Raw genomic sequence first — 17,617 nt, forward strand, 5'->3', positions numbered from 1 at the left:
GCTGACGTCGCAGCGATTTGGCTGACATCAACATGCAAGCGAGCGCCTGGACACCCCCCTCTGGCCTGCCGGCCATCTCCCCCGCAAGGGGGGAGATCACGCGGACGCACGGCTTGCGCCCATCGCAAAGACTGAAAGCCCAGCGCCGAGGCCAAAGCTGCCAATCTCCCCCCTTGCGGGGGAGATGGCCGGCAGGCCAGAGGGGGGTGTCCAGGCACTTCCCTGCGATTCTAGCCTTCCTGCTTTTGCTGTTCGTAGCCCCCGCCCTCGCCGCCGAACTCCCCACCCTCACCGGCCGCGTCGTCGACGACGCCAACATCATCGATCCGTCGATCGAGGCGGAACTCGTCCAGAAACTCGCGGCCTTCGAGCAGAAATCCTCCGACCAGATCGTCGTCGCCACCGTACCCAGCCTCGACGGCGAAGAAATCGAACCTTACGCCAACCGGCTGTTCCGCGCCTGGAAGCTCGGCCAGGCCGGCGAGGACAACGGCGTGCTCCTGATCGTGGCGCCAAACGACCGGCGCATGCGCATCGAGGTCGGATACGGCCTCGAGGGTTCGCTCACCGACCTGCACACCAAGCTCATCATCGAGAACACCATGGTGCCGGCCTTCCGCGCCGGCGATTTCTCCGGCGGCATCTCCAAGGCCGTCGACGACATCATCATGGTGATCGAGGGCGACGGCGCCGAGCTGGAGGCCCGCGCCAAGCGCAACGAACAGTCGGACCTGTCGGGCTGGAGCGAGGACGAGATCATCTTCTTCGTCTTCCTCGCGCTCTGGGCCGCGATCTTCTTCGGCGGCATCGCCACGTCGATCCTGCCGCGCATCTATGGCCGCAAGCTCGGCCCCGGCCGCTACGAATGGCTCGGCATGACCTTCGACTACACTCAACGCTCACGGTCGTCGCGCGGCGGCTGGACCTCGGGCGGCGGTGGCTGGTCGGGCGGCGGAGGCGGCGGCTGGTCGTCCGGCGGCGGCGGCTTCTCCGGCGGGGGCGGCTCGTCGGGCGGCGGAGGCTCCTCGGGAAGCTGGTAGGGACGAGATGACGGCACCAACCCTCAATCCCGGCGACCACGACCGCATCGCAGCGGCGATCCGCGATGCCGAATCGCAAACGGCGGGCGAGATCTATTGCGTCGTCGCGCGCCGCAGCGACGGCTATTTCTTTCCCGCGGCCTTCTCCGTCACCTTGGGAATCCTGCTGGTGAGCCTGGCTGCCGCAGCGGCGCTCGAATACTGGTGGATCGCCATGCGCCTGCCCCACTTCGTCATCGTCCAGCTGCTCGCGGCGGCGGCTGCCTGCGCGCTCATATGGCAGTTCCCGGGCCTCAGGCTGTGGCTGGTGCCGCGCAGCCTGCTCTGGCGCTCCGCGCATGCCAATGCGCTTCGCCAGTTCCATGCCCGCAACATCCACCTGACCAACGCGCGCACGGGCGTGCTCGTCTTCGTCTCGATCGCCGAGCGCTACGCCGCGGTCATCGCCGACGCCGGCATCAATGCCAAGGTGGAGCAGGGCCAATGGGACGGCATCGTCGCCGAACTCATCGGCCATGCGCGCGACGATCGGCTCGCCGACGGCTTCGTCACGGCCATCGCCGGCGTGGGCACCCTTCTGGCCAGGCATTTTCCGGTCCAGCAAGGCGACGCCAACGAACTGGACGACCATCTCGTCGAAATCTGAAGCCGGGCCACTCCCCGCGACCGGGTGTGTCCAATTGGACTCACCCGCAGTGCGACGCACGGCCGCGGACCCAAAAGCGGGGGTGCTGAAGCAGCCGACTCTTTGCAAGGAACGCGACGCGGTTTATGGTTAAGAAACCATGAACACGCTGACGATCGATATCAGGAAAGCCGAGCCCCGCGACGCGGATGCCATCGCCGAGGTCCATCACGAGGCCTGGCGCGGCGCCTATGCCGGCATCATCCCGCACCGCGCGCTGACGGCCATGATCAACCGTCGCGGCGGCGAGTGGTGGGCCAACGCCATCCGCCGCGCCGCGACCGTGCTGGTCATCGAGATCGGCGGCAAGATCGCCGGCTATGCCACGCTCGGCCGCAACCGCGCCCGCGAGTTGAAGCAGCAAGGCGAGATCTACGAACTCTACCTCCGCCCCGAGTGCCAGGGCATCGGCCTCGGCACCCGCCTGTTCGCGGCGGCGCGCCAGCGGCTCGCCGACCATGGCCTCAAGGGCATGGTGGTCTGGGCGCTGGAGGAGAACGACAATGCGCTCGCCTTCTACACCGGCGCCGGCGGCCGCGACGTCGCCGAAGGCGTCGAGGTGTTCGACCAGAAGGCGCTGAAGAAGGTAGCCTTCATCTGGGAGTGATCCCGGCTGGCGAGGCTCCCTCGCCTTTGGTCGCAATCGAGCGAAATCAATATTGCATTGCACGCGCGGCCCAACGCGGCTATCGGGAGGCACCTTAAATCTGGAGCTTCCCCTCATGCGCATCGATGCCATCGCGATCGGCAAGAACCCGCCTGAAGACGTCAACGTGATCGTCGAGGTGCCCGTCGGCGGCCAGCCCATCAAGTACGAGATGGACAAGGAAGCCGGCACGCTGGTCGTCGACCGCTTCCTCTACACGCCGATGACCTATCCGGGCAATTACGGCTTCGTGCCCCACACGCTCTCCGGCGACGGCGATCCGATCGACGTGCTGGTCTGCAACACGCGCCAGCTCATCCCCGGCTGCGTCATCAACGTTCGCCCGATCGGCGTGCTGGTGATGGAAGACAATGCTGGCCAGGACGAGAAGGTCATCGCGGTGCCGTCGCCGAAGCTGACCCGCCGCTACGAGAACGTCTTCAACCACACCGACCTGCCGGAGATCACGCTCAAGCAGATCGAGCACTTCTTCGAGCACTACAAGGATCTCGAGCCCGGCAAGTGGGTCAAGATCGGCGGCTGGCACGATGCGGCCTACGCCAAGAAGATGATCGTCGAGGCCATCGAGCGCGCCAATCAGCTCAAGGCCTGAGGCAGCCTGTCGAACGCGCCTTCTCTGCGGCAAGCGGAGAAGGCGCTGTGTCGTCTCTGTCGCTCCCGGCCGGAATGCCGGGAGATGCCTGCCGTCAGTTCGCCGTCTTGTCGACGCTGAGGAATTCCGGCATCGGATCGCCGACAGTGACTCGCTCGTCGGCACCGCAGGCAAAATCCCGGACCTGCTCGTCCGCCAGTCTGCGCGCCATCTCGTTGGCGTTGGGCTTGCCGCTGGCCAGCACCAGCCCGACGACGCAGCCTTCGGCCTTGCCGGGCTGGCCCACCTTCGCCACCACCAGCACCTCGACTTGCTTCGACTGGTCCGCATCGTCCTGGACATACCAGCGATGGATGGTCGCGAACGGGACTCCGTCCACGGCGGCGATCCGCCACTCGATCCTGCCGCCGGTCGAGTTGAAATGGCCGAAGCTCTGCCAGGGGATCTGGTCGAGGTCCGCGGGTGGAAATCCATAGAAGACGGATTCGCGCAGGTCGGCCGTGAACATCACGACCGGATAGCCGCGATAGCCCGGGCAGACGAGGTTGGCGAAGTCGCCTTCGTCGGGTGCGGCCTGGTCGAAGGTCACGCAATCCGGTCCGGCCGTTATGTCGGTATAGGCGCTCGAAATCTCTTCCGCCGAGGCCGGCCGCCAGGCCAACGCCACCAGCGCCGCCGAGGCGGCCAAGAGGAATTTCCGCATCTTCGACCCTCCCCTCGCACGGCCGGAGCGGCGACGCGGATCGCCATCCTCCCCGGCCATGGCCGGATTATGCAGTGCCGGCCGGTTCCTATCCAGGGGTTCGGCGGGGCGCAAGCCCTGCGAGCTTGCCGGCAAGCTCGCTGGCCGCGCCGAGGATCCGCACGGTCTTCAGACGCGACGTTCCGCCGGCCACGACCGACACGGATTTTTTGGGAACCCCGAGTTCTGCGGCGAGCAGCTTCTCCAGCGCCGCATTGGCCGCGCCGTTTTCCGGCACGGCGCGCACCCGCGCTGCCAGGTGGCTGCGCCCGTCGGCTGCCGTCTCCACGCCTTCGATCGCATCCTTCGCCGATCTCGGCGTCAGCCTGACGAAGAGATCGATGCCGTCTTCCCGAAGTCGGAAATGCGTCAAGTTTTGCTGCAAAGATCAGCCGAACATGGGGCGTACGCTCGTCGCAAGGAACACGCGCACGAAATAGATGCCAAGCAAAAGAATGATCGGCGAAATGTCGATACCGCCGAGATCGGGCATGAAGCGGCGGATCGGCCGGAGCGCCGGCTCGGTCAGCCTGTACAACATACTGCCGACAGCGCCGACAAACTGGTTGCGCGGATTGACCACGTTGAAGGCATAGAGCCAGGAGAAGATCGCCGAAGCGATGATGACCCACCAGTACAGACTCAGGGCAAGGTCAATGGTTGCTATCAACGCGAGCATGCCGTTCTCCAATGAATTGCCGACATTTAGACATTGCACGCCTGAGCGGCAAGCCCTGCCGCGGCTGGCTGCCTTCGGACCGGGCGTGCGGTAGCTTATTGCGAGCTGGCCCTCGGCCGCGCGACCGTCTCCATCACGACGTTGCCAGATATAGCGGGTTGGGAAGACGGACGATGCCCGGAGGGGACCCTTCCCGCACCTGACAAGCCAAGTTGATCGCGGAGCAAACCTCGCTTGACATCCGCCCCGCGCCACCAATAAATGCGCCATCCGCTGGACGGGGCTGTAGCTCAGCTGGGAGAGCGCGTCGTTCGCAATGACGAGGTCAGGGGTTCGATCCCCCTCAGCTCCACCAGCGGAATATTGACAAACTACCATTTCTCCCCCTGCTCAGAATTACCTTGACTTTTCCGTGGCTTAGCGCCGTGAGAGACCAGATTACTGGTCTCATTGGGGCTTGAGAGCGGCTTTTCTGGAGCATTTGCCGGCACCGTCTCTTGGGCCGTTTTCCTTGACCAATTGGCTGAACGAATGATTGCGCCTGCATCGCGAGGATGCAGGCGTTAAAGCGCAACTGCGAGCTTGTTACGTAAACAGTTACGGAAGCTCTAGCTACGAAGTTGAGCAGCCTGTTCGGACCAATCCGTCGATAGGTCCATCCGCGACAAGGAGCGCGCGGACAGCTCAGTTGGCTGTAGGCCCGTCAGGATCTCATTGGTAAGCTGCGGCGATAGGAATGCCAGCGGCAACAAGCGACTGATCTCAGCCGGGTGTACACGGAAATGTTCCGCGATCTCGACAAGCGTGATTCCTGCTCGCTCGGTCAGCATTCCCAGGTAGAGATGGGCCTTGGCAATGAGAGATACGAGCGGTGCGGCTGGTTGCTGTGCCCGAGCATTTTCGGGATCCAGGATAAGTCGCGCTTCGACACCGCGGCGCTTGAGTGCGATCGGAACGCAGATGGTTTCCATGGCTGCGGCACAGAGATCGGTCGAGTTGGCCTCGGCTAATTCAGCATGATCGCTTCCCTCGATCAGCATCCGGACCAAGGCTGCACGGTCGATGTCAAAGCGGATCTCCGTTGCAGAGAGTGTGATCCGTTTGAACAACACGTGCAGTATGGCCTTCGCCTGGACATTCGTTTGACAGGACGCCAGGCGGTCGACGATCTGTGATGCGCCACTCAAGCCCGTAGGAACCATATCTGGCGAGGTATCTGCAGCGATCCAGTCCGAGAGCTTGATCTGATCAGACAGTAGCCTCTTTGTGAACGAGCGGACGACGTTTTCCAACTCCGAAGCCGGAACGCGCCAGCCGCCCTCATCACGACGATCCTTCGGCAGGAGTCTGCTCGAGATGTAATAGCGATAGCGTTTGCCATGATTGGTCGCATGGGTTGGCCGCAGCCGGTCCCCCGTTTCGTCAAAGACAATCCCTGACAGCAAATGCGTGTCGGGACGAACGGACGAACCCTTCGCGCGGACGGCGCCCAGTGCCATCAGTTCTTGGACCTTATCGAACAAATCATTGTCGACGATGGCTTCGTGTTCACCGTCATGGACGTTGTCGTGATGACGCAGCTTGCCGATATAAAGCGGGTTGGCCAGCATCTTGTAGACCATGCCAGCATGCATCTGGCGGGTGAAGGGAACGGCGCAATCGTCCTGTGTTTGGGCGACGCTGTCCGCCTGCCTATTTACCTCTGCTACAAGCGCCGGCACCGACCGGAGTTGCACATAGCGTTCGAACAAGCCTCGCACGAAACCGGCTTCCGGCTGCTTGATGATCAGTTTCCTTTGCTGCACCGCATAGCCTAGCGGCACCGTACCGCCCATCCACATACCCTTCTTCTTGGAGGCGGCGATCTTGTCACGGATCCGCTCGGCGGTGACCTCGCGTTCGAACTGGGCAAAGGACAAGAGCACGTTAAGCGTGAGCCTGCCCATTGAGGTGGTCGTATTGAACTGTTGCGTGACGGAGACGAACGAGACACTGCTGTCGTCGAAAATCTCGACGATGCGCGAGAAGTCCATCAGAGAGCGGGTCAACCGGTCGATTTTGTAGACCACCAGGACATCTATCTTGCGATCGCGGATGTCCTGGAGCAGGCGCTGCAATGCCGGTCGCTCCATGGTACCACCCGAGATGCCACCATCATCATAACGGTCAGTCACCAGTTTCCAGCCAAGCCCAATTTGCGAGGCGATGAAGGCGGCACAAGCTTCACGTTGAGCGTCCAGTGAGTTAAACTCCTGATTGAGACCTTCCTCACTCGACTTACGGGTATAGATCGCACAGCGCAGCTGCTGTTTCGACATACCGAGCCTAGCCTGATCCGATGGCTGGTGGGTGCTCCCATGCCGGGGATTGCGGGAATGTCGTGTGGCCGCGTTCATCGCGTCACCAGTCCGAAGAATCTTGGCCCCGACCAGTGGGTTCCAGTGATCTTGCGAGAGATTGCAGTCAGCGAGGAGTAGAGCTGGGCTTCGAAGACATAGCCACCTTCGATCACGTCGACGACATGTGTTCGGCCGTTCCAGTCGCGGATCAACCTGGCTCCCGGCTGCGCATCGCGACGCTTCGGCTTCGACAAGATTCCATTGCCCGTTCTTGGTTCAGCAGCAGCCGGCGGCTCACTGCGACTTGTGCTGTGCCAATCGTCTCCAAAAGCGTCGGTTGATCGGGTGCCATCTGCTTGCTCAGCGTGCTGATCGGCGCGGCGATCGGCCAACGTCTTGCTAACGTCCGCCATGGCAATCTTGAGGCGGCGGCGCGTCTCGGCGGAGTAACCGCCGAGACGTTTCGCCTGGAGATGCCAGGCGGCCGACCGGATCAGGAGCTCGCGACGCATACCGGTCGGCGGCAGGTAGCCATATTGCTTTTGCCAACGGACGCTAAGTTCCTCCCGCGAGAGGGTATCCAGTTCCGCAAGCACCTGCTCAAATCTGCTGTCCGCTTGCATGAGGTTCAGGCCGCCGCGGCGGTGTCATCGATGCGATAGCGTCGCAAGCCGTCTTTGCTTGTCTCGCTGGTGAGGTTGAGGCCGAGCTTCTTCTTCACTGTTCCGGAGAGAAAGCCGCGCACTGAATGGGCCTGCCAGCCGGTCGCCTCGATAAGCTGATGGAGCGTTGCGCCCTTAGCCAACCTGAGCTTCTTCAGCACCACATCCGCCTTGGTTTCCGTTGGCCGGGTCTTCTTGACCTTGGACACTGACGTCCCGGATGTAGCCGCACCATTCGGCTTCGTCGCCCCACGCTTGGCCTGTGCCATGCTCTTTGGAGCGGGCGTCGCAGCAGCGCTCGAGTCGCTGACTGCGCTCGTGCCTGCCGGACCCGCCGCAACATCACTGGCAGGTTCCGCCCGCATGAACTCGACTGCATCCGAGGTCGAGGTTTTGGAAATGGCCATGGTCTTTCTCCGCAATCACAGCGCCGACCATTCGGCGCCGGTACTGACGGAAGCCCGCACTTGCGGGCGAGACTGTTTGGGGTGGTTGCGAGGTCACTGCATGTAGGCGCAGAAGCTCAGAACTTGGCGAAGGCGGGCATCGGCTTCATGCTCTGCTGACTCTTCATTTCTTCCTTCGGCATGAGTGAGCCGCCGTATTTGCGTTCGGAACCACACATGCTTGCTGTCACTAGGAAGTCCAGCAAAAGGTGACCCAACTGTCAAAGCCCGCTCTATTTCTGCCCTTCGGCTGCTTTGCGCCCCATCCCAGACATTCAGGAACACGTCGCCTCGAGCCAGAAGCGGACGTCGCGAGTCGTCTGGCCGTATGCCGCCTCAAAGGGGTCATTCAGTGCTCGGGGTAGCCGCGTAGCAGTGTGCTGAAGCGCAGGGTCGGCCGCCTCAAGCTCCCCTCCGGCGCGCCACCTTTTTTCAGCAGGCATTCCCGCCTTCCATTGGCGGTGCTGCACGCCTCCCTTGAATCATCTCGCGTGCCACAATCATTTCGGGGGAGCTTCCGCGTGCGCAGGTGCTTGATCGTGAGACGTGGCGGAACTTCAACCGTTGGTGCGACGCCTTACGCGGACAGCGGGGGCGGCTGTCGCAGCAGCGCGTGATACATCGAGAACAACCACATCGATCAAGGTCCGCAAGGATTCCGGCACCTGCACCACGATAGCGTCCCTGAGCGCATCAGCAGAAGCGATCCCTGTCGTCATCCGGCCCGCCACCGACACGTCCGGGCCGTACCAGAAGACGAGGAAAATACCTTGCCCGGCTGCGTCCGGATGAATGGCGTAGCGTTCGGCGAGCTGTGCCGACGCGGCGGTGTAAAGTTCCGCGTTCCACTGCCCTTTCACCTCGATGACGAGAAGCCGGTGCGTGCCCGGCAGCGCCGCGCTTACCGTTATGTCGCACCGATTCCCATCCGCCATGTGACGTTCGATCACCACAGGCAAACCGAGCGCCGTCATACGGGCAGAAAGTCTGTCCACGATCCGGTTACGTCCGGTGTTCTCGTCGACATGTTCGCCACCCGTGTAGAAGGTGTCGAGCGGATCGGTCTCAGAGCCACGCAGCCAGGTCTGCAAGGCCGCAAGCTCTTCCACCAGAAGCGCGCGCAAATCCTCAACGGTAGCGACGTGATTGCGATCGAGCATGGCGGTGATCTGCGCAGGCGTTGGCGCGGTGAAGTCACGGAGCGCGAGCGCATGCAGCGTCTCGGCCCGCAGCGTGAGCAATTGTGCGCGGAAGACCGCAAAGCGCGCGTCGGCGAGCATAGCCTCCAACACCGGCAGCGCGCGGTCAGGCTCTCCCCTGCCGATCTTCCAGATGATCTCTTTGAAGAAACGGAAAGCGCGCTCCTCCCGTGGCGAGCCCGTACCATAGCTGCTTGGGAGCGGCACCGGCGGCCACGCCGCGACGAACGTATCGAGGATGCGGTAGATCGATTCCGGGGATAGGGGCGGCAGATAGGAATCCTCGCGACCGCCGAGCCATCCAACGCGATCCTGGAGATCAAGGACAACGCTCGGATCTTGCCGCAACTCCGCCCACGCAAGTTCCAGCGCCGGTGTTGCGAAGAAGAAGCTGTGCAGCGCCCAAATGCGATGACGCCGGGTGGCGTATTGGTCTTGCGGCGTATCTTCGCCGCTGTCCGCGACCGGGTCCAAGAAGCGCGCGTCAATCAGTTCGACCAGCCGCGCACGGTCGCCGTGCAGCACCGCCATCTCGAAGAGCGTTTCCATCGCATTCACCGGCATAAACGGATAGCGCTCGAGCCATTCGAGCGGCTGCTCAGCGAGAAAGTCGGCGAAGGTCGGTTTGCGCCGCAGCCAGTCGACGTTTGTCGGCTTGTCCTCCGTTGAGGAGAGCGCAGGCTCGATATAGTCGGCAACAAACACGCCGGCGGTAGCTGGATCGGCAAAGACCGCTGCCTCGAGTGCAGCGTCAAACTCAGCCTCCTCCGCGTCGTTATCCTTGAAAACCGGCCATGACCCTGACTCCGTGTAAGCTACGCACAGCACGGCGGGATCGAGGTCTGACAGGGCCGCGCCATCACGGAAGCGGATGAGGCAGTGCGCGAAGAGGACCTGCGCAACCTCACTTCCTGTGCCTCCGGAGAGTTCACTCAGCGAAGGCGCCTGTCGCATAACGTGCGGTAGGCAGTTTCGCAGCGCATCGACCGGCGTCGTCCCATACGGCATGGCCGCAAGCTGGTCCGGTTCGATAAGCAGCATGCGCGCGAAATGGCCCGTCCACCATCCGAACAGGCCGTTTGCGATCGCCTCGCGGTTTTCAAGGAAGTGCGCGTAGTTGTCGGCGCGCACCTGCGCATCGCGCCGCTCCCAACGGCCGCGGCGGAAACGGAGGCCAGCATCATCCTGCTTGCGCATCAAACGCAGCTTTCGCTCGCGCAGCGCCCAGATGCGCATCAGCGCGGGATCGTTCAGTGCATGAGCGCGCTGGAGGGTTCGGATTGGGCTCGACCGCTGCTCGGTGTTGTAGCGGTTGTGCGACACGAGCAAGCACTGCCACAGGACGTGATTTCCGGCGTTCTTTGCCCTGGTCGATAGCGCGGCATAATCGTCAGCGTGAAAATGCATGCCCGCATGGCTCGTGCTCATCGAGACGTCGATCACCGCTTCCTGTGTCGCCTCGAGCGTTGGATGCCCGGATATCGCAAGCCACTGTACCGCAAGGCGCAGCCCGTGATCTTCGGTCAGAAACCGAACGGACGCACTGCTGTCTCCGCCACGGCGCTGATAGAAATGGAGCGGCCTTAACCACCGCCACACACGGTCTGGTTCATGCGGGCCGACCGCGATATCAAAATACCGGTCGAGGAGCGCGCCGACGACCTTGCTGATCCCGATGCGGCACCGGCAACGCCACCGCTGCCGCGGCGCGCAGATACACACGAGTCCCTTCGTCAGGTCGTCAAGCGCGCTTCGCAGCGTCTGCGCATCCAGTGATGAAATCATTGTCTTGATAAAGTAGCGTCGCTCCGCCTCGCGGTCGCGAGGGCCATCATCGGTCGGATATAGGGCCGCCGCCTGCCGCAGAAGGGCCAGGAGCTGCGCGAGGCCCACCCGCACGGCGCCAAACTCCATAACCGCGTGGGCCGCGAGGTCGAGCGATGTGGAACTCGCTTCCGCGATAAGGGCCGGCGCCAAGGCAAGGGCGCGGCCAGCATCGGCCTCGACGAGCGTGGCGTAAGCGCCCTTGCGCGCGCCGCGTCCCAATGGAACGGCAAGCGAGATGCGTTCGAGGTCTGGCACAAACATCGCGCCCACCTCCGACGAGGCAACCAGCTCGAGCACAAGGTCGCGAAGCGGCCCGTCCGGCGCGGTGGGGTCCAGGATCGCTGACACCGCGCTACGCACGTCCTCAGTGAAGAAGCCGCTGATATTGAAGCGCCGCCAGACATCGCCTCGCCGGAAGTAGGGATCATTCTGTGAGACTTCGGAGAGGCCGGCGATCAAATGGTGCTTCGCCCGAGGCGTAAGCTGCGCGGGGTCACCGTTGGCAAGCACCGCGTAGGAATCAAGGTCGATCATGGCGCATTGGGTAACTTCTCGACCTAGCGCTGCCATCCAACCAACGAGGCCGCGCAGCTCCGTGCGCACAGCGCCGGACGGAGCGATGATGGAGAGCAGGCGGGGCAGCGAAAGTCCATCGCCGCTGTCCTCGACGCGGCGCGTGAGGTAGCGGGCGCCGCAGTACTCCGCGACGATCCGGTGCACGGGCTCATGGCGGTCGTCACCGTCCCCGGGTTTGACAAGTCGCGTATCGAGGACGAACGATCCGTTCGGCCCCGCGATTGAGGGAAGGAATGGATAGTCTCGGTCGCCGAGTGACTCCACCGTCGTGATGCCGGCCGCACCTGACAGCAGCAACTTCGCAAAAATCTCATCTCCGGCCGCAAGGATGCGGTCACGCGGCGGCCGGCCCGCTGTCCGCAGTCTGGTATTCGCTTCATGCGCGAGCCGCTGCGTAGCGTCGGCGAAGATCCCCGCCTTGGATGTGAAGACGTGCCCGCTCTCGATATAGGCCTCACCGAGAAGCTGCAGGAATTGCGGGTTGCCGAGCAGGATGCCTAGATCTATGCGCCGTACCTCGGCGTGGAAATCCTCGAAGGCGAGTCCCGGGAAGGCCGCATCAAAGAGCTGACGTTGCTCCGCTTCCGTGAACGGGCGCAGTCGCACGATCACGGGCTTGACGCCGAAGCAATCCTCTACGAAAGCCGTCCGGCTCTGGTCCCATTCACTCGACCGCCCGGCAAACACAGTCGTATGGCGGCCGAGATCTGCCGCCGTCGCGACAATGGCATCCACGGCCGCCGGGTCGGTCCGGGCCACCTCGTCCATTGCATCAATGACAAGGCCGGGGCCCTGCGGCGCGGCGCGGTGTCTAAAGATGCTTGCTCGCATGCTCCTTGTTTCGAGAAGGCGCGCGAACTCCCCCAAGAGGTCAGACTTTCCGGCACCGGGTTCGGCTAGGACAATGAAAACCGCACCTATTCCCAGCAATGCCTGCTCGGAATAGGTGCAATCTTCGACGGTCAGGGTCCGTTCGATATACATGTTGCCAGCCTAGCGAGTCCGGTCCGGAGTCACCAGAATGAACCACGGTTCTACCCAGCTTTAGGCACAGAGACTGTAACTTGTTGGTAGCTGACGCGAGCATATACATCCGTCTCGAACGTCGGACTTGTAAGGAACCTCTTCGGCTGGGAAATGGCCGCGCAAAAACGGCGGATGCCTATGTTCGCTTTGGGCCAGAAGCGGAATTAATAAAGTGAATCGCCAGTGGCGGTCGGAGGCAGAAAGGCAGCTTACCGCCTGGTGATCCTCAGAACCGGACAGTCCGTTGTCGACCCCGCACTATCTCTCCATTGGCCATGTTGGCCAAAGGGAGAAATTTTATGGGTATTTCACAGTATGACCCAGCCGCCAAAGGTCGGCCAGCCTGGAATGCAGGCAAGCAGGTCGGCGCCAAACGTGCGCTCAATGTGAAGCAAATCTGGCTGATCCGCTTCTTCTTGGATCGCGAAGTGCGGATGCGGGACCGGGCATTGTTCGACCTTGCAATCGACAGCAAACTTGGGGGTTGCGACCTCGTAAAAATGAAGATCGGATCGCTTGTTTCCGGCCCGACAATACGCACCCGATCAATGGTGATCCAGCAGAAGACCGGCCGGCCCGTTCAGTTCGAGATCACCGCTGACACGAGGGCAAGTCTGCTCGCGTGGCTCGAGCGCCGCGGCGGCAGTATCGAGGACTACGCGTTCCCGAGCCGAGTCGACCGCGAGGGGCACCTTAGCACTCGACAGTACGCGCGATTGGTCGATGAATGGGTCTCGGCGATTGGATTGCGTCCCGAAGAATACGGAACCCACTCGCTTCGTCGTACCAAGGCAGCCCTGATCTACAAGGCCACCGGCAATCTTCGAGCTATTCAGATCTTGCTAGGACACACCAAGATAGAAAACACGGTTCGATATCTCGGGGTTGATATCGATGACGCATTGACGCTCGCCGAGACAACCGAGATCTGAGAGCCACGGCCTCACGAGAATTGGCGAGGCCGTGTTCAGCAACGCGCCCGCATTCCGGAAGTCGGGTCAAACTTGCCGGTGCCCGAAAGCAGACGACCCGCAGTAGCCGCGGGGCTACGGCAAATCAAGATGCTGCTCGCCATCTCAAGCACATCGTACTTCCATTGCCGATGAAAGCGGCGAGATATACGGCCTCACCCACCTGAGATATCAGTTTATCGCGCCCACCTGCTGCTTTGTTAGCGGTATCTGCTGATTTAGAATGGCCGCTTCTGCAAAATACGACAGATAGCGGACGGGCCCCATTTCTGCCATTCGGCCTCAGGATGTGCGATCCAGAAGCTGCCACTTGGATTGCTGGTGATGAGCCATGGATGGAGGGTGTCCAACGTGCTCCTAGCCGTCCGATCAGTATTCACCTTTGAGTAGCGAGTCCTATCACGAGGTCTAGCGCTCATTCCAAGATGGAGCATCTGTGTTGAAAAGGAAGGAAGCGGAAGTGCAGTTCGGAGGAATGGTAAAGAGGTCGTTCGTCGCGAAATGCCCGAACGCGAACTGTGGTCATCCGCATCGGTATGTCGAGGTGACCCATCCCATGGCGAACGACTGGGGAGGTTGGGTGGTCGAGTGCGAGAACTGCAAACGACTGTTCACCATCAGGCTCCGCAATCCGGAAGACTCTTTCCCGAAGGATTTCAATTTCAAGGAGACCTTCGACGATGAGGGCGGGTACGATGGGGCCGCGCCACCGGCCAAAAAGGTCATTCAGTTCTCGCTAGATATGAATTCCAACCGGCTGCGGTTCAACTACGGGAAGCACCCAATCTACTATTGCACACAGACGGGCAAAGAACTGGAAACTCCAGCGCTCAAGGAACTCCAGCGCCATTTGGCTCAGGTGCATGATGAGTTTGCCAATGCCGAAAACAATATCCTAGCACGACGCGCGCCTGACATGGCATACGTGGTGATCCGGATTCCGGTCCCCTGTACCTGTGGCGCGGTCCATCGAGCGGCCTTCTATTTTTCGTTTCGACCGGGTCTTTGGGACAGACCTAATGCCGAGGACATGCTGCTCGCCGATATCGAAGGCACTTCGCTCGCGGACGACTTGACCGGTATTTTCTCGAAGACGGTCCTAATGGATGCGCTTGAGAAGTTGATCGCACGTTGGCGGCTGAAGTACGATCAAGTGGTGATCGCGAGTCCGTTCATCGCCCATCAATTCTTGACCAGGGAAATGAAGCTTGAGGTCTGGGAATGGCTCCTCGGGATTCTCGATCCGGGGCGCACAACGTTCGTAACTCGAGCCGCCAGCTACAAGGATTATAAGTCGGCCCTGCTAGAATCCGGGCTCGACCACAGTGTTCTCCAGGAGTTCGGCCTCGAGAACAGGATCGTGGGGGCAGGTAACAAGAAGCAGGCCTTCCATGCAAAAGTCTATATCGGGCTAGGTGACACCTCCGAGGTTTTCAGCGGCTCAGCTAACCTTGTGCGTGGCCCATCGCTGGAGAACGCTTCATTTATGGCCATCCCTCTAGCCCGCGTGCAACGTCGATATTTGGATCCGTTGAGCATAACGATGAAGTCCGCGACAGTCCGTTCGACGCATCATCTTCTGATCGAGGCTCGGGATGGAAAATGGGGCGCTTGGCCCGCTGTAGGGCCGTCGCCGATCTAGATGACGAACGGCAACTTCTTAGGTCAACTGACAGAAACTTGCCGGTCCGCTCACGGCCCCGCTAGCGCCGCGACGCAAAGACCAGAGTGCGCTGTGCGAAGTCGGATAGCTCCGCGTCGTTAATCGCAGCCGTTTGCCAGGCCGGATTAGTGTCGTGGTGAAACCGATTGGCGTAGTTGAGCAACAATCTGAGTTCGGCGATATCAGCAGCCGAGAGTATCTCGTTCGGCCCGCCGACGCGCTGGTCGCATATCCCAATGAACGGTCCGAGAAGCGTTCCCGGCGGAAACTGCTCCGGGTACGCCACGCGCGTGAACGACTCCAGTATCGGCCGAAGCGCCTGCGCTACCTCACGTTCCTGAGCGGGATTGGCAACCCGTAAATATCCCCGTACGAGCTCATGGCGCTTGTCGTGCTCGGAAATACCGTCGCTCCGAACATCCCAGACCGTGATTTCAGAACCGACCGCCGCCCTGTTGATCCTCAAGGCGACGGAAGCGTTCCTGTCTGCCTGCTCCCAAAGGCTGCACAAGAACGGCTTGGAATGTGAGAGTACAATCACCTGACTGACCCTTGCGGCTAACGCCATGATTTCCTCGCGGGTTCGCAAAGTGCGATGGTCGTCAAGACTGGTCATCGGATCGTCGATTACTACGACCTTATTCGCCAGGCGAGGGTCCTGTTCCAGCGATGCGAAAAAGAAAGCGAGGGCGAGCGTATTTCGATCTCCCGCGCTAAGGGTGTTTCTGAAGGACGGGCCAGCTTCGGCTGTGAGATCCACGTTCTGCTGATTAATCACGACGACATACGACGCCGACGAACCCGATCTGTTGTTGACCGACTGCACTTCCCCCAATCGAAACGACGCGCCAAAACGGCGCAAGTAGTCGTTGATCGCCGCCTCAAAGGCAGGGAAAATCTGCTGCCGATACTGGTCGAGGGATGCGCGGGCCTGCGTTCGAAGCGCCTCCGTTGCAGTTTTCGCCGCCTTCTCTGTCAAATAATTCACGCAGTGGGGCGATACTTCTGGCTCGAATCGCGCTTTCTGCGCATCCAGTTTGGCGAGGTCGGTGCGCAATGCAGAAAGGTCATCTGCGGCAGCTTGCTCTTTGACGAGTTCCAGCCGGGCGTTGGCTCCGACAAGGCGCTCAGAAAGCGCCGCCACCTCGGCGACACGCGCTCGATAGTCTTGGATAGACTGCCGTGTTTCCTGTGTCAGCGTCATCGCTTCCAACGGCGAAGTGGCCTTTGCGCGAAGCTGTTCGAGGACTGCCTCGCGGGCTGCATTCCATTGCCGAGCTACCGCCGCAGTATCGAGGTCGATTGCCGGCAGCTCTGCGAAGTCCTTCCAGAATTCATGAGCCTGCGCAGCCGTACGCACGTCCCGCTCGAAAGAAGGAGGTATGTCACCGCCATGGGCATCGCGTACGCCGATCCCGGTCTGCCGTATGGTGGTTTTTAGATCCTCATACCCTTGGCTGAAATAGGCACGGTAGTGGGCGATCAGGTCAGAACCCGCGAGGCCTTGTGCGCAGAACGGGCAGACCTCGCCATCGTTTCCTGCCGAGGCGGGCGCTATGAGTGCCATGCCTTCGGATACCCAGTTTTCACCGCCGCGCCCTAGCTTGCCGATGTGGTTGCGCACACGGTCGGCGGCAGCAGCTTCGAGATCATCAAGAGTGCGCCTGAGAACGCCATCAATGCCGTCGATGTCGAAATCTGGAACGCGGATCGCTTGAAATCCCGGTCGTTGCCGTATTGCATCGGCCGACCGCGCTGCAGCAAGCCGTCGCTCCGCTTCTTGAATCTTCCGGTCTATCTCCGCGTCCTGTTCGAGGTCGCAGAAGGCGTCAATCTTGTAGGGGCCAAGGGCTCCGGCAGGGATGGCTTCGGCGAGCTGGCGCAGCGCAGCGTTGTGTTCTTCGATTCGAGAAACGTGCCCCTGCAGAGCGCTGCTGAGCGCAACACCCTGCGCGCCCAGGATCAGCTCATGCAGATTTTGGCGGTGTGCCGTTTGAAGTTCGATACCCGAACAGACATTCGCAGATACGAAAGCATCATCGAAGATGGCAACATCTGGCAGCGGGTGTGACCACGCGCCGTTCTGGAAAACAGCGGCTCCTCCGGCGTGGCGGACAACGATTTGGGGCGGATGCTGTGCGCCAAGCCGATGGCGATCGAGGACAAGCTGCGGATTGTTGGTCGCCAAGGAACGCAGCACCGCTGCCAGCGTGGTCTTGCCACGTGCGTTTTCGGCATAGATCAGAGTGAAAGGCGTGAGTGCAGTTGGGGCCGGAGGGCTAAGATTGTCGAACTGCCCGACATTCCGCAGTAGTTGAAAATGTTCGATCATATCGGCAGCCTCCCCCAAAAAAGCACCGAGCCCGTGGATGATATCAGCCTAGAGCGACGGACTTTCATATGAGTCCATATCCAGCGGCGTTGAAGTAGTTTCTGCATTCTGTTGGCGAGAAGAGATTGCAGATGTCACCGATGGCCTTCCACAGGGCATCGATGGTTCTGA

14 protein-coding genes and 1 tRNA gene are annotated in these 17,617 nt (G+C 61.3%); 7 read left to right on the forward strand and 8 right to left on the reverse strand.

Going from position 1 to position 17,617, the window contains the following annotated elements; all coding sequences use genetic code 11:
- The first annotated feature begins 206 nt into the window (after window positions 1–206).
- From AmiPiv_RS14045 to ppa, 4 genes are all read left to right on the forward strand, one after another.
- A complete protein-coding gene (locus tag AmiPiv_RS14045) occupies window positions 207–1,040 on the forward strand; it encodes a TPM domain-containing protein (protein WP_340038083.1) in 834 nt (277 codons plus the stop codon).
- A 7-nt stretch (window positions 1,041–1,047) separates the two neighbouring features.
- Window positions 1,048–1,686 (forward strand): TPM domain-containing protein, encoded by a 639-nt coding sequence (locus tag AmiPiv_RS14050; RefSeq protein WP_340038084.1) that lies wholly within the window; start codon window positions 1,048–1,050, stop codon window positions 1,684–1,686.
- A gap of 139 nt (window positions 1,687–1,825) precedes the next feature.
- Window positions 1,826–2,332, forward strand: coding sequence for a GNAT family N-acetyltransferase (locus AmiPiv_RS14055; RefSeq protein WP_340038085.1), 507 nt, complete (start codon window positions 1,826–1,828; stop codon window positions 2,330–2,332).
- 115 nt (window positions 2,333–2,447) lie between these two features.
- On the forward strand, window positions 2,448–2,984 hold the full coding sequence (ppa, locus tag AmiPiv_RS14060) for an inorganic diphosphatase (RefSeq protein ID WP_340038086.1): 537 nt from the start codon (window positions 2,448–2,450) through the stop codon (window positions 2,982–2,984).
- A 94-nt stretch (window positions 2,985–3,078) separates the two neighbouring features.
- Here the strand turns inward: ppa and AmiPiv_RS14065 are convergent, their stop codons facing one another.
- The 3 genes from AmiPiv_RS14065 to AmiPiv_RS14075 form a co-directional block, all read right to left on the reverse strand.
- The gene (locus AmiPiv_RS14065) at window positions 3,079–3,687 is read right to left on the reverse strand and encodes a hypothetical protein (RefSeq protein ID WP_340038087.1); all 609 of its coding nucleotides are present in this window, start codon (window positions 3,685–3,687) and stop codon (window positions 3,079–3,081) included.
- An 88-nt stretch (window positions 3,688–3,775) separates the two neighbouring features.
- Window positions 3,776–4,099 carry a DUF167 family protein gene (locus tag AmiPiv_RS14070; RefSeq protein ID WP_340038088.1) on the reverse strand — a complete coding sequence of 108 codons (324 nt, stop codon included), beginning with the start codon at window positions 4,097–4,099 and terminating at the stop codon, window positions 3,776–3,778.
- 15 nt (window positions 4,100–4,114) lie between these two features.
- Window positions 4,115–4,405 carry a YggT family protein gene (locus AmiPiv_RS14075; protein ID WP_340038089.1) on the reverse strand — a complete coding sequence of 97 codons (291 nt, stop codon included), beginning with the start codon at window positions 4,403–4,405 and terminating at the stop codon, window positions 4,115–4,117.
- A 279-nt stretch (window positions 4,406–4,684) separates the two neighbouring features.
- On the opposite strand from AmiPiv_RS14075, the gene AmiPiv_RS14080 reads away from it, so the two are divergent.
- A tRNA-Ala gene (locus AmiPiv_RS14080) sits at window positions 4,685–4,760 on the forward strand.
- 253 nt (window positions 4,761–5,013) lie between these two features.
- Here the strand turns inward: AmiPiv_RS14080 and AmiPiv_RS14085 are convergent.
- The 4 genes from AmiPiv_RS14085 to AmiPiv_RS14100 form a co-directional block, all read right to left on the reverse strand.
- On the reverse strand, window positions 5,014–6,723 hold the full coding sequence (locus AmiPiv_RS14085) for a recombinase family protein (protein ID WP_340038090.1): 1,710 nt from the start codon (window positions 6,721–6,723) through the stop codon (window positions 5,014–5,016).
- Between the two features lie 74 nt (window positions 6,724–6,797).
- Complete coding sequence (locus AmiPiv_RS14090; RefSeq protein ID WP_340038091.1) at window positions 6,798–7,367, reverse strand: DUF2924 domain-containing protein; 570 nt, start codon at window positions 7,365–7,367, stop codon at window positions 6,798–6,800.
- Window positions 7,368–7,372: 5 nt separating this feature from the next.
- A complete protein-coding gene (locus AmiPiv_RS14095) occupies window positions 7,373–7,813 on the reverse strand; it encodes a DUF3489 domain-containing protein (protein WP_340038092.1) in 441 nt (146 codons plus the stop codon).
- Between the two features lie 596 nt (window positions 7,814–8,409).
- Window positions 8,410–12,438: a hypothetical protein gene (locus AmiPiv_RS14100; protein ID WP_340038093.1), complete on the reverse strand. Its 4,029-nt coding sequence runs from the start codon at window positions 12,436–12,438 to the stop codon at window positions 8,410–8,412.
- A gap of 341 nt (window positions 12,439–12,779) precedes the next feature.
- On the opposite strand from AmiPiv_RS14100, the gene AmiPiv_RS14105 reads away from it, so the two are divergent.
- Entirely contained in the window at window positions 12,780–13,412 is a 633-nt protein-coding gene (locus tag AmiPiv_RS14105; RefSeq protein ID WP_340038094.1) for a tyrosine-type recombinase/integrase, read from the forward strand.
- 478 nt (window positions 13,413–13,890) lie between these two features.
- Window positions 13,891–15,093: a hypothetical protein gene (locus AmiPiv_RS14110; RefSeq protein ID WP_340038095.1), complete on the forward strand. Its 1,203-nt coding sequence runs from the start codon at window positions 13,891–13,893 to the stop codon at window positions 15,091–15,093.
- Between the two features lie 61 nt (window positions 15,094–15,154).
- On the opposite strand, the gene AmiPiv_RS14115 is transcribed toward AmiPiv_RS14110, so the two are convergent.
- Window positions 15,155–17,446, reverse strand: coding sequence for an AAA family ATPase (locus tag AmiPiv_RS14115; RefSeq protein WP_340038096.1), 2,292 nt, complete (start codon window positions 17,444–17,446; stop codon window positions 15,155–15,157).
- Window positions 17,447–17,617 lie beyond the last annotated feature (171 nt).

It is taken from the genome of Aminobacter sp. Piv2-1 (assembly GCF_037625995.1).
Taxonomy (GTDB): Bacteria; Pseudomonadota; Alphaproteobacteria; order Rhizobiales; family Rhizobiaceae; genus Aminobacter.

Excerpts from the sequence above, each read along its gene's own strand:
- AmiPiv_RS14105 (WP_340038094.1), top strand. The coding sequence starts at position 12,780 with ATGGGTATTTCACAGTATGACCCAGCCGCCAAAGGTCGGCCAGCCTGG.
- AmiPiv_RS14050 (WP_340038084.1), top strand. The coding sequence starts at position 1,048 with ATGACGGCACCAACCCTCAATCCCGGCGACCACGACCGCATCGCAGCG.
- AmiPiv_RS14055 (WP_340038085.1), top strand. The coding sequence starts at position 1,826 with ATGAACACGCTGACGATCGATATCAGGAAAGCCGAGCCCCGCGACGCG.
- AmiPiv_RS14100 (WP_340038093.1), bottom strand. The coding sequence starts at position 12,438 with ATGTATATCGAACGGACCCTGACCGTCGAAGATTGCACCTATTCCGAG.
- AmiPiv_RS14085 (WP_340038090.1), bottom strand. The coding sequence starts at position 6,723 with ATGTCGAAACAGCAGCTGCGCTGTGCGATCTATACCCGTAAGTCGAGT.
- AmiPiv_RS14115 (WP_340038096.1), bottom strand. The coding sequence starts at position 17,446 with ATGATCGAACATTTTCAACTACTGCGGAATGTCGGGCAGTTCGACAAT.
- ppa (WP_340038086.1), top strand. The coding sequence starts at position 2,448 with ATGCGCATCGATGCCATCGCGATCGGCAAGAACCCGCCTGAAGACGTC.
- AmiPiv_RS14075 (WP_340038089.1), bottom strand. The coding sequence starts at position 4,405 with ATGCTCGCGTTGATAGCAACCATTGACCTTGCCCTGAGTCTGTACTGG.
- AmiPiv_RS14065 (WP_340038087.1), bottom strand. The coding sequence starts at position 3,687 with ATGCGGAAATTCCTCTTGGCCGCCTCGGCGGCGCTGGTGGCGTTGGCC.
- AmiPiv_RS14090 (WP_340038091.1), bottom strand. The coding sequence starts at position 7,367 with ATGCAAGCGGACAGCAGATTTGAGCAGGTGCTTGCGGAACTGGATACC.
- AmiPiv_RS14095 (WP_340038092.1), bottom strand. The coding sequence starts at position 7,813 with ATGGCCATTTCCAAAACCTCGACCTCGGATGCAGTCGAGTTCATGCGG.